Here is an 11,830-nt window from a genome sequence, read left to right on the forward strand (position 1 = left end):
ATGGGTGGGTTTTAGAGAAGCCGGAGCTTACACAATCGTTAAACTAAATCGAGCAAAAAAAAGAGAGGCAGCTTCAGGACTGGCCGTAGTAGGAATTGGCGCCGTGCTTGCGCTCGTAGTGCTTCCTAATCAGGGCATCCTTGAGGCGGGACACCCCGGGGCGCAGCGTGCAGCTCAGGTACGCCAGGCGGGCTAGCTCCTCGAGCACGGCGCTGTGGTACACGGCCTTCTCCACGGTTTTGCCCCAGGTGAAGGGCGCGTGGTTGCCCACGAGTATCATCTCTACTTCGGACGGGGAAAGGCTGCGCTTTTCAAACTCGTTGATGATTTGCCAGCCGGTCTGGTGCTCGTAGTCGCCCTCAATCAGCTCGTCGCTCATGGGCGGGGCGCAGGGCACGTCGGCGGTGAGGTGGTCGGCGTGGGTGGTGCCCAGGATGGGGATGTCGAGCTGGGTCTGGGCCCAGGCCGTGGCGTAGGTGGAGTGCGTGTGCACAATGCCGCCGATGCCGGTCCACTGCTTGAAAAGCAGGGCGTGGGTTTTGGTGTCGGACGAAGGCCGCTTGCTGCCTTCCACGGGGTTGCCCTCGAAGTCGACGATGACGATGTCCTCAGGCTGCAGCGTGTCGTAGGGCACCCCGCTGGGCTTGATGGCAAACACGCTCCGCTCCCGGTCGACCACGCTGGCGTTGCCGAAGGTGAAGAGCACCAGCCCCAGCTTGGGCAGCTGCATGTTGGCCTCGTAGCACTGCTGCTTTAGGGCTTGAAACTCGCTCATGTGTAGTTGTCAGTTGTTCGTTGTCAGTTGTCAGGCCGTGCTTAGGCGGGCTCGGCCACGGGCGCGGCAGCCGACAAAGCCAGTTCGGCGTCGCCCAGCGTAGCGTTTTCCACGAACCGGCCGAAGGCTTGGTACTGGGCGTAGCGGGCCTGGTAGTCGGCCACGCGGGCGGGGTTGGGCGTGTAGGTTTCGGCAAATCCGCTGCCCATCTTTTGCTGGGCCGTCAGCACATCGGGGTGAATGCCGGCGGCCACGGCCGCGTACATGGCCGAGCCCAGCGCGGGCGCCTGCTCCGACACGGCAATTTTGATGGGCCGGTCGAGCACGTCGGCCAGGGTCTGCATCACAAACTGCGACTTCTTGGCCACGCCGCCGATGCCAATTACCTGCTTAATGGGAATGCCTTCGGCCTCGAACCGCTCCACAATCTGCTTCGAGCCGTAGCAGATGGCCTCGACCAGCGCCCGGAAAATCTGGGGGGCATTAGTACCCATCGTGAGGTTCATCAGGGCACCTTTCAGGGCCTGGTTGGCATCGGGGGTACGGCGGCCGTTTACCCAGTCGAGGGCCAGCACGTGCGACTCCTCGGGGTTTACGTCGGCGGCGGCCTTGCTCAGCTCCACCAGCAGGGCGTCGCTCATTTCGGCGCGCAGGGCCTGCTGCAGTTCCGGCGTCAGCACCTTGGAGTGGTTCAGCACGTTATGCAGCGGCCACTCCACGATGTTGCGGAACCAGGCCAGCAGGTCGCCAAAGGCCGACTGCCCGGCCTCCAGGCCCAGCATGCCGGGGATGACGGAGCCATCTACCTGCCCGCAGATGCCGGCCACGAGGTGGCTGCCGACTTCGGCGGTGGGCGCCACCACAATGTCGCAGGTGCTGGTGCCCATCACCTTCACCATGGAGTAGGCTTCGATTTCACCGGCTACGGCGCCGGCGTGGGCGTCGAACGAGCCGACGGCCACCACGGTGTTGGTGGTCAGGCCCAGGCGCGCGGCCCACTCTTCGGACAAGTGGCCGGCCACCTCGTCGGCGGTGTAGGTTTCGGTGAACAGGCGGACGGCCAGGCCAGCCAACCTGGGCTCCAGGTGCGTCAGGAATTCTTCGGCGGGCAGGCCGCCCCAGCTTTCGTGCCACATGGCTTTGTGGCCGGCGGCGCAGCGGCTGCGCTTGAAGGAGGCCAGGTCGCCGCCGGTGAGCAGCAAGGTCAGCCAGTCGCAGTGCTCCATCCAGGAGTGCGCGGCCCGGGCCACGGCTTCGTCTTCGCGCAGGATGTGCATGATTTTGGCCCAGAACCACTCCGAGGAGTAGATGCCGCCCTCGAACTTGGTGAAATCCTCGCCGCCCCAGGTGCGGGCCTTGTGGTTGATTTCGGCGGCTTCGGCCAGGGCCGTGTGGTCTTTCCAGAGCACAAACAGCGCGTTGGGGTTGTCGGCAAACTCGGGCAGCAAGCCCAGGGCCACGCCCTCGGCGTTTACCGGGCCGGGCGTCGAGCCGGTGGTGTCAACGGCCAAGCCTACAATCTGGGCGGCGGGCACGTGCCGGGCTACCTGGCGCACGGTGGCTTCGAGGCCCTCGATGTGGTCGAGCGGGTGCTGGCGGAACTGGTTTTTGGTGGGGTTGCAGTACTGCAGCGTTTTCCAGCGTGCGTAGTAGTGCACGGCCTGGGCTACTTCGGCCCCGGTGTGGGCATCTACCAGCAGCGCCCGCACGGAGTCGGTGCCGTAGTCGATGCCAATAACATAAGCCGCTTTGGAAGAAGGTTCTTGCACGGGAATTCTTGAGTTAAAAGTTAAAACTGGGGGTCATGCGGAGCATTCCGCGCATTAAGCGGCGTCGCAGCGCAGTCGAAGCATCTCTACCAAGAGAGTAAATCAGTCGAATGAATTACTGCCGCACGCGAGATGCTTCAGCTTCGCTCAGCATGACGTTCTTCTGGGCTCTACTTGCGCACGCCGAAGCGGTAGCTGGTGGTGGTGCTGAGCGTTTCGCCGGGCTTGAGAAGGGTGCTGGCGAACTTGGCCTGGTTGGGGGCGTCGGGGAAGTGCTGGGTTTCGAGGCAGAAGCCGGCGTGCTTCACGTACTGCGTGCCGCCTTTGCCCTTAAGGCTGCCGTCGAGGAAGTTGCCGGTGTAGAACTGGATGCCGGGCTGGTCGGTGACGACTTCCATGGTGCGCCCCGAGGCGGGGTCGTACACGGTGGCGGCGGTGCACATAACGGGCTTACAGCCATTCAGGGCCCAGTTGTGGTCGTAGCCGCCGGGCACCTGCGCAATCCGCTCGCCGATGGCGTGGGGCGTGGTGAAGTCGAAGGGCGTGCCCTTCACCGGCTTCAGCTCACCGGTCGGAATCAGCTCGGCGTCGACCACGGTGTAGCGGTCGGCGGGCAGCATCACCTCGTGGGCCAGGATGTCCTTGCTCGTGCCGTGGCTGAGGTTGAAGTAGGCGTGGTTGGTGAGGTTGACGGGCGTGGCCTTGTCGGTGGTAGCGGTGTACTCAATCTGCAGCGCGTCGTCGTTGGTGAGGGTGTACACCACCGTCACCCGCAGGTTGCCGGGGTAGCCTTCCTCGCCGTCCTTGCTCAGGTAGCTCAGCTTGAGGGTTTGGCCGTTGGCCGAAGTACCGGGCTCGGCCTGCCACACTTTCTGGTCGAAGCCCACTTTGCCGCCGTGCAGCGAGTTGGGGCCGTTGTTCACGCCCAGCTGGTAGGCTTTGCCATCGATGGTGAATTTGCCGGCCTTGATGCGGTTGCCGTAGCGCCCGATGATGGCGCCGAAGTAGGGGTTGGCCTTGCGGTAGGCGGCGCTTTGGTAGCCGCTCACGTCGTCGAAGCCCAGCACCACCTCGCCAAGCTTGCCGTTTTTGTCGGGTACCAGCAGGCTGGTTACGATGCCGCCGTAGTTGCTGATGGCGGCTTTCAGGCCGTGGGCGTTGGTGAGGGTAAAGAGCTGCACCTCGGTGCCGTCGGTGGTTTTGCCGAAGGGCGCGGATGTGGGCACGGCAGTAGCGGTGGTATCAGCGGCCGCGCCGGCATTGCCGGCCGCATCGGTCTGGGTGGCGGGCTTCGAGTCGCAGGCGGCTAGCAGCAGCGCCCCGGCAAGGCCCGCGGCGAGCAAGCTGAAAGAGGGAATTGTCGTCATCGGGTGAGGTTGGGTAAGCGGGATGAGAGGAAAGCCAGAGGCGACTACAGCACCGGCAGCTTCTGGCTGAGCAGGCCCCGGCCCTGCCGCACCTGCACGAGGTAGATGCCCACGGGCAGGTTGGTTTCCACGCTCAGGCGGCTCTGGCGGCCGGCAAAAAGCTGCTGGTAGATGCGCTGCCCTTGCAGGTTGAATACTTCCACGGTCACGGCCTCGGCGGCCCGCTGGCTGCCCAGCTCCACGGTAAAGCCGCGGCGCGTGGCGGGCACCGGAAACAGGCTAGCGCCCGGCAGCGGCACGCTGGAGGCCGTGCCCAGGGCGGTATTGGTAAGGGTCCAGCGCTGGCAGGGGCAGTTGTTGTAGTCGAACAAGCCCAGCTGCTGCCCGGGCGTGGCCGAGTTGGCCGGTACTTCCACCACGCGGTTGCCGTTCAGGGAGGCAAAAACCAGTTTGCCGTCGGCGGCGCGGTCAATGTGAAACTGCTTGCAGCTGGTGAAGCTGTAGCTGCCCAGCTGCAGCAGCGCCCCGTTGGCCGGCGAGCAGCCGGCCACGGTGGCGGCCAGACCGCCCTGCATGCTGGTGATTTTGTAGTCGCCGTCGCCCAGCGGGGTGAAGTCCCACTTCTGGCAATCCTGGCCGTTGCGGGTGCCTTGGGTAATGGCCTGGCCGGTCGCGCCGGTGCAGCCGCGGGTTTCCCACACCTGGCCGTTGGCGCCGGCAATTTCGTAGCGGCCCGGCGCCACCCAGTCGCGAGTCACCTCGGGCCAGCCGGCGGCGCTCCAGGTCAGCTTGGCTAAGCCCAGCTTGGGGATGCCGTTGTCTTCAAAATCGTAGTAATGGTGCGAGAAGTAGTTGACGCCGCCTTCCTGCAGAATGCCGGCGTGGCCGGGCCCCACGTAGCGGCCCGACACGTTTAGCACTAGGGTGCCGCCGCCGCTGTTGAGACTCACGCCGTTGCGGTCGAGGAAGGGGCCGGTGGGGGAAGCGGAGCGGCCTACAACGATGTAATAGGTGCTGTTGCTGCCCTGACAGCAGGAGCCCCGGTTGACGAAGAGGTAGTAAAAGCTGCCGTTTTTGGTGAGATAAGCCGCCTCAGGGTCGCGGTCGGCCACGGCAAACTGGTTGCCTTGGTTGATGATTTTGCCGGTGCTGGGGTTGAGCTGAGTGATGCGGATGCCGCCCCAGTACGAGCCGTAGCTAAACCACACGTCGCCGTTGCTGTCGCGGAACACGGCCGGGTCGATGGCGTTTACCGGGCTGCCGTTGTTGGTTGAAATCACCTCTCCCTCGTCTACCCAGCGGTAGTTCGGGCTGTTGGGGTCCAGGGTAACGTTGGTAGCCAGCCCGATGGCCGACACCCGCGACCCGAAGGTGGAGCAAGAGTAGTAGAGGTAGTAGCGGCCGTTCATGAAAATGATTTCCGGCGCCCAGAAGTGGCCCGTAAAGCCCGGCACGCGGGTGTTAATCCAGCTCGGGTAGCCGTTCGGAAACACCGGGCGAGGCCCGGGCGTCCACTTCACCAGGTCGGTGGAGTACAGGCTGGTGATGCCCTGTCCGGTGGTGAAAGTCCAGTAGGTGTTGCCTTCCTTCACAATGGCCGAAGGGTCGTGGGCACCTGGGTTGCCCTGTAGGGCCAGCGCCGGGCTCCAGCTGAGGCTGGCGGCCAGCAGCACAAGCAGCGCCAGGAGCCGGCGCAGGGACTTCATCAGAGGGGAAAGGGCAAGTTGCATATCGGGTGTCAGTTGTTTGCTGTTCATTGTTGGTTGTCGGTGTTCTGACGTCAGCTTTGCCAGAACCAACTGACAACTAAAAAAGCTATTGCTCGCCGCCGGGGTTGGGAATGTCGACGCCGATGGGTACCGGGGTGCCGAAGTTGGGTGTGCCGTCGGCGTTCCAGTTGAACTTCTGCATGCGCGGGCTGCGGCGGTCGAAGCAGCCTTCGTTGGGGTTCGCGTTGGCGTGGTAGATAAGCCAGTCTTCGCGGCCATCGGGCGAGGTAAAAAACGAGTTGTGGCCGGTGGCGTAGGCCCGGCTGGCGGGGCTCTGGGCGAAAACCGGCTGGGGCGTCTTGGTCCACACCGCCGGGTTCATCGGGTCCGCAGTGTCGCTGGTGGTGAGCATGCCCAGCACGTACTGGTCGGTACCACAGAAGCTGGCCGAGTACACCAGGAAAGTCTTGCCGTTGCGCTTGAGGATTTCTGGTCCTTCGTTGACGTAGGGCGGGCCCACGTTTTCCCAGGCGAACTGGGGGCTCGAGAGCTCCACGCGCGGCCCGGTGAGCGTCCAGGGGTTGCTCATGCGCGAGATGTAGAGCCGCTGCACGCCGTCGGTGCCGTTGTGGCCCGACCAGATAAAGTAGCGGCTGCCGTTCTGCTCGAGCACCGTGCCGTCGATGGCCCAATGATCGGCCGTGGGGTTGTAGATACGGCCCTTGTCCACCCAAGTGCCGGTGGTGGGGTCGGCACTGGCGTTTTCCAGCACCCAGGTGCGCTGCAAACCCAGGTTGGTGCCGGGCGGGCCGGCCGAGTAGTAGAGGTACCACTTGCCGTCGAGAAAGAACAGCTCCGGCGCCCACACGTTGCCCGAGGCGGCGCCCTGAGCCGGGGGTGTCCACACCACCTGCCCGCTCATGCCGCGCAGGCCCGACATCTTCCGGGTTTTCCAGATGCGCAGGTCGGTGTAGGTGGTGTGCATGTAGTAGTAATAACCGTCCTTCTGGGCCACGAAAGGGTCGGCGCCGGAGGCTTGCAGCGGATTCTGGAAGGTGGTGGTGCTGCTGGTGTTGGGCGGCGGCACAAACGGCGCCGGACTGGATTTTTGGCAGGCACTCCCTCCTGCCGCCAGTAGCCCGGCAGTAAGCAGAACTACTGCGTGGCGGAAGAAAAGAAAGCACTGGAAAAGCCGCATGAGCAAAGCCAAAAAGACGTTGGGTGGCACCTCCAAACCCCGCAGCGACCCGGGCCAATGCCAAGGCTGCTGCGGGGTCGGTGGGCAGTTAAATGCGGAGAGCAGGACGTTTTTACCCTTTTGCCCTTCCCTTTAAACTACCTGTACAAGGCTTAGTAGCCCGGATTCTGCCGCAGGTTGCGGTCGATGTCGATGTCGGTCTGGGGGATGGGCAGCAGCTTGTTGCGGGGCGCCACGAAGTTGTTGAAGTCGGCGTCGCGGGCGCGCAGCTCGTTCAGGCCGTCGGCGGTGTCGAACAGGCCGTAGCGCACTAGGTCGCTCCAGCGCACGCCTTCGCCGGCCAGCTCGGTCACCCGCTCGTGGCGAATCTGCTCGCGCATGCTGGCCTGGGTGAAGGTGCCGGTAAGGGGCACCAGCCCCACCGAGGGGCGCTGGCGCACTTGGTTGAGCAACGGCAGGGCGGCGCTGGTCTGCCCCTGCTCGTTAAGGGCTTCGGCCTGCATGAGCAGCACGTCGGCGTAGCGAATCAGACGGATGTTGATGCCCGAGAAGAAGTCCTCGAAGGTGCGGGTGCGGTCGTTGGCGTACTTGCGCCAGAACATGCGGCTGGGGTTAAGGTTCAGGCCCCCGAGGCCGAAGTTCTGCCCGTAGATGCGCGGCGTACCCGTGGCGCTGAAGATGGTGACGTCGCGGCGGGGGTCTACGCCGCCCGAGGGCGTCAGGTCGCTGAACTCCTGAAACAGCCAGCGGCGCACTTCCACGTCACCAAACCCGATGGGAAAGGGCGAGAAGAACTGGGCCCGCTCGTTGCCCTCGGCGGCCCCGGCGAAGTCCTGGCCGAAGTTTTTGTTCACGCCCGAAAACTGCACCTCATACACCGACTCGCTGTTGTTTTCGTTACTTTCGGTAAAGTTGTCGGCGTAGTTAGGCACCAGCGCGTACTGGCCGGAGCTGATTACCTCGGCAAACTGCGTGGAGGCCTCGGCCCAGCGGCGCTGCTGCATGAACACCTTGCCCATGAGGGCTGCGGCGGCCCCGCGGGTGGCGCGGCCCTTGTTGTTGGCGTCGTAGGTGAGTGGCAGGTCCGCCTTGGCCTCGGTCAGGTCGCGGATAACTTGGGCATACACCTCGTCTTGCGTTACCTGGGGCACGCGGGTGTTGGCGTCGGCCAGCGTGGTCACCAACGGCACGTTGCCAAACAGCAGGCCCAGCTCGTAATAGCACAGCCCGCGCAGAAACAGGGCCTCGGCCAGAATCCGCTTTTTCACGGCTTCGTCCATCTGGATGGCCGGCACCTTGGTCAGCACTTGGTTGGCCCGGAAAATCATGCGGTAGGTGTCGTTCCATAGGAAAGCCGAGCGGCCGTCGGTGCTGCTCACCTGGCGGAACACGAGGTACTGGTTTAGGAACGGGTCGGGCGTGCTGGTGAAGGACTCGTCGGTGCGGCCGGTGGTGGCAAAATGCCAGTACAGGCTGTAAGTCGAGAAAATCTGCTGGCCCGAGTACACCGCCAGCACGGCGCGGTCGGCATCGTTGGCGGTATTCCAGAACTGCCCGGTGCTGGGCTCGTTGGGGTTTACCTGCTCGAGCAGGTCCTTGTCGCAGCTGGTGCTTAGCAGCAGCAGGCCCGACAGCGCCAGAAGGGAAATTTTAGAGGATTTCATGGAGGTAAGTCGATGAGATGGGAAGGGGCGCTGCCGCTTAGAAAGTCACCTGCAGGCCGCCGGTAAAGGCGCGCACGTTGGGGTAGGTGCCACTGTCGATGCCCCGGCCGAAGATGCCCAGGCCGGGCGTTTCGGGGTCGTAGCCCGTGTATTTGGTCAGGGTGAAGACGTTGCGGCCCGTCACGTAGAAGCGCACGGTGCTGCTCCCCTGAATTTTGCTGAGCACGGCTTTGGGCAGGGTGTAACCTAGCTGCACGTTTTTCAGGCGCAGGTAGCTGCCATCTTCCACCCAGCGGGTGCTGGCCAGCTCGAAGTTCTTTACGGCCTCTGCCCCGCCGCCATATACCAGGCGCGGCGTGGTATTGGAGCCGTTCTCTGGCGTCCAGGGCTCCAGGTCGCGGCGAAAGTTGGTGTCGCCGTTGAGGCCGTCGACGGCGGCGCGGGTCTGGTTCAGGATGTCGTTGCCGCTCACACCCTGCCAGAACACGCTCAGGTCAAAGCCTTTGTAGCCGGCCGTCAGATTCAGGCCGTACTGCAACTTGGGGAAGGGGTTGCCGAAGTAGGCCCGGTCGCCAGTGTAGGTGATGGTGCCGTCGCCGTTCACGTCCTTGTACTTCACGTCGCCGGGCTGGGCCAGGGGCTGAATCACGCGGCCGTCGGCGCTCTTGTAGTTCTGGATTTCGTCGAGGGTTTGGAAGATGCCCAGGGTCTCGAGCAGGTAGAGGCGGCTGATGGGCTGGCCGACTTCTGTGCGGGTGGCCCCGAAGGCGCCGGGAATCACCGGCTGAATGTCGGACAGCTTTAGCACCTCGTTGCGCACGGTGGCCAGGGTAAGATCGGCGCCGTACGTGAAGGCCTTGCGGCTTTCGTGGTAGCCCAAGGCAATTTCCAGACCTTTGTTCTGGATTTCGCCCAGGTTGGTAAAGGGCTGCCCGAAGCCGGCGGTGCCCACGTAGGCCGGCAGCGGCGGGTTCACCAGCGCGTCCTTGGTGGTGGAGATGTAGTAGTCAACCGACATCGTGACGCGGTTTTCCAGCAGGCCCAGGTCCAGGCCGAAGTTGGTGGTGTAGCGCGACTCCCAGCGAATATCCTTGCTTTCCAAGCCGGTCTGAATGGCGGCCGACTGCAGGGCTTGGCCGTTGCCCAGCGGGTAGTATACGTTCTGGTTTACCGTGGGCTGGTAGAGGTAGGAGCCCGGCAGCAAATCGTTGCCGTTCACGCCGTAACTGGCCCGCAGCTTCAGGTTGTTTACCTGGGGCAGGGCGTTCTTGAAGAAATCCTCCTCACTCAGGCGCCAGCCGACGGAGCCGGCGCCGAAGTTGGCGTAGCGCTTCGAGGCGTCGAAGCGCGACGATCCGTCGCGGCGGAAGCTGCCCGTTATCAGGTAGCGATTCTTGAAGTCATAATTTACTTGGCTGAAGTAGGAGCGTTTGGTGTACTTATCGATGCCCCCGCCCACCGAGGGCGGCGTGGCGGTGTTGGTGCCGGCGCCGAGCACGAAGAAGTACTGAGGCTGGGAGGCATAGCCTGAAGCGCGGGCCGTGGCGTTGTTCACGTTGGTGGCCTGCTCCGAGTACCCAATCAGCGCGTTCACGCTGTGGTCGGCAAAGCCCTTGTTGAAGTTCAGGGTGTTCTCGATGATGGTTGCGGCCGAGGTGCCGCGGTTTTCAAAGAGAAAGGTGGTATTCGGCGTAGACTCGCCAGCGCGCAGGTAGCCTTCCCTGCGGGCGTCCTTGTCGTTGTAGTCGTGCACTTCCAGGCCCAGGTTCAGGCGGTACGACAGGAAGTCGAAAAAGGCAAACTCGCCGTTGATGCTGCCCTGCAGACGGTTGTTTTTCTGGGTACGGTTGAGGATTTCCTGCGCCCCGATGGGGTTAACCGAAAAGTTGGGCAGGTTAGCGCTGCCAAAGCCGTAGCCGCCGAAGTTGCTGGGGTTGTATACCGGAATGCCCGGTAGCGTGGTCAGCACGTCGATAAACGGCACGTCGTTGAGCAGCGTGGTATTGATGCGGGTCAGCAGGGCGCTTTGGTTGATTTTCACCCGGCCCCGGCTCAGTCCCGAGTTCAGGCGCACGCTGTAGCGCTCGAATTTCGGCCCCTTGATAATGCCCTCCTGCTTGAAGTAGCCGCCCGAAATGAGGAAGTTGCTGGAACTTTTACCCGTGTTGCTGCCCCCGGCAAAGCTCAGGTTGTAGTCTTCCACCTTGCCGCTCCGGAACAGCTCCTCCTGCCAGTTGGTGTCGATGGCGTCGCTGTAGCCGGGGGTACCTTTGACGGAGCCGGGCATGCGCACGACCGGGTCGAGACCGGCGTTGCGGTACGCTACGGCGGCGCGGTCGGCCCATTCGCTGTGGTTGGTCAGGTCGTACTTGCGGGCAATAGTTTCCACGCCCGTGTAGCCGTTGAAGCTGATTTGCGGCTCGCCGGAGCGGCCGCGCCGGGTGGTGATGAGGATGACGCCGTTGGCGCCCCGCGAGCCGTACACGGCCGTCGAAGAGGCGTCCTTCAGCACGGTGGTCGACTCGATGTCGGCCGGGCTCAGGTCGCGGATGTTGTCAGTCCACAGCCCGTCAATTACGTACAGCGGGTTGCTGCCCGAGCCAATCGTGCCCACGCCCCGGATGAGAATATTAGGCACGGCGCCGGGGTTGCCGGCACTTTCCACCTGTACGCCGGCCACGCGGCCCTGAATGGCTTGGGCCAAGTTAGGCACCGGCGTCTTGGCCGACTCGCGCACGTCGAGGCTGCTCACGGCGCTGGTCACGTTTTGACGGTCCTGGGTTAGGTAGCCTACCACCATTACTTCGCTCAGGCGTTGCACGTCCTCCACCAGCGTCACGTTGATGACACTTGAAGAGCCCACCGCTATTTCCTGCTGGAGGTAGCCCAGGAAGTTGAAGGACAGGATGCTGCCTTCGGGAACGTTGAGGGTGTACTGACCTTCGGCGTTAGTGCTGGTACCAATGGTAGTGCCCTTCACCAAGATGCCTACACCGGGTAGTCCTTGCCCCTTCTCGTCCACTACCCGCCCCGAAACTGCGACGTCGGCTTGAATGGCTCCCACCCCGAACCTAGTGGAAGTTGCTGTCGCCCTGGCCAACGCAGGTTGACAAGGCAGGCTGCTGATAAGGACCGGCAAAGCCAGCCAGCTAATTTTGGGTACAGGCTTCTTCATAGGGAAAATGCATGGGAAGTGAGACAAATTTGCACAATCGTTTGTGAAAAACAACTTAACACAATCGATTGTGTGCAAGACCAAAAAAAAAGAGTTGACGGAAAACCCAATCAGCTGCCCAAAAACAGTGTTTTTAACTAAAAAGGCCGCAAAGAAGTTGAACTTATTTTGAG

Annotated in this window: 7 protein-coding genes; all 7 read right to left on the reverse strand. The window is 63.0% G+C overall.

Annotated elements, in window-relative coordinates; translation table 11 throughout:
* Positions 1 to 73: 73 nt before the first annotated feature.
* Entirely contained in the window at positions 74 to 775 is a 702-nt protein-coding gene (locus tag ABD903_RS06310; RefSeq protein ID WP_345222369.1) for an L-ribulose-5-phosphate 4-epimerase, read from the reverse strand.
* A 41-nt stretch (positions 776 to 816) separates the two neighbouring features.
* Positions 817 to 2,544 (reverse strand): ribulokinase, encoded by a 1,728-nt coding sequence (locus tag ABD903_RS06315; RefSeq protein ID WP_345222370.1) that lies wholly within the window; start codon positions 2,542 to 2,544, stop codon positions 817 to 819.
* A 170-nt stretch (positions 2,545 to 2,714) separates the two neighbouring features.
* The gene (locus ABD903_RS06320) at positions 2,715 to 3,911 is read right to left on the reverse strand and encodes an aldose epimerase family protein (protein WP_345222371.1); all 1,197 of its coding nucleotides are present in this window, start codon (positions 3,909 to 3,911) and stop codon (positions 2,715 to 2,717) included.
* 44 nt (positions 3,912 to 3,955) lie between these two features.
* Entirely contained in the window at positions 3,956 to 5,617 is a 1,662-nt protein-coding gene (locus tag ABD903_RS06325) for a family 43 glycosylhydrolase (RefSeq protein WP_345222372.1), read from the reverse strand.
* A gap of 109 nt (positions 5,618 to 5,726) precedes the next feature.
* A complete protein-coding gene (locus ABD903_RS06330) occupies positions 5,727 to 6,818 on the reverse strand; it encodes a glycoside hydrolase family 43 protein (protein WP_345222373.1) in 1,092 nt (363 codons plus the stop codon).
* A gap of 152 nt (positions 6,819 to 6,970) precedes the next feature.
* Positions 6,971 to 8,482 carry a RagB/SusD family nutrient uptake outer membrane protein gene (locus tag ABD903_RS06335; RefSeq protein ID WP_345222374.1) on the reverse strand — a complete coding sequence of 504 codons (1,512 nt, stop codon included), beginning with the start codon at positions 8,480 to 8,482 and terminating at the stop codon, positions 6,971 to 6,973.
* Positions 8,483 to 8,519: 37 nt separating this feature from the next.
* On the reverse strand, positions 8,520 to 11,546 hold the full coding sequence (locus ABD903_RS06340; RefSeq protein WP_345222375.1) for a SusC/RagA family TonB-linked outer membrane protein: 3,027 nt from the start codon (positions 11,544 to 11,546) through the stop codon (positions 8,520 to 8,522).
* Positions 11,547 to 11,830 lie beyond the last annotated feature (284 nt).

This window comes from Hymenobacter koreensis, assembly GCF_039541855.1.
In the GTDB taxonomy this organism is placed as follows: domain Bacteria; phylum Bacteroidota; class Bacteroidia; order Cytophagales; family Hymenobacteraceae; genus Solirubrum; species Solirubrum koreensis.

What these genes read in the sequence shown, in the direction of transcription:
- ABD903_RS06330 (WP_345222373.1), bottom strand. Translation starts at nt 6,818, where the DNA reads ATGCGGCTTTTCCAGTGCTTTCTTTTCTTCCGCCACGCAGTAGTTCTG.
- ABD903_RS06310 (WP_345222369.1), bottom strand. Translation starts at nt 775, where the DNA reads ATGAGCGAGTTTCAAGCCCTAAAGCAGCAGTGCTACGAGGCCAACATG.
- ABD903_RS06325 (WP_345222372.1), bottom strand. Translation starts at nt 5,617, where the DNA reads ATGAAGTCCCTGCGCCGGCTCCTGGCGCTGCTTGTGCTGCTGGCCGCC.
- ABD903_RS06320 (WP_345222371.1), bottom strand. Translation starts at nt 3,911, where the DNA reads ATGACGACAATTCCCTCTTTCAGCTTGCTCGCCGCGGGCCTTGCCGGG.
- ABD903_RS06335 (WP_345222374.1), bottom strand. Translation starts at nt 8,482, where the DNA reads ATGAAATCCTCTAAAATTTCCCTTCTGGCGCTGTCGGGCCTGCTGCTG.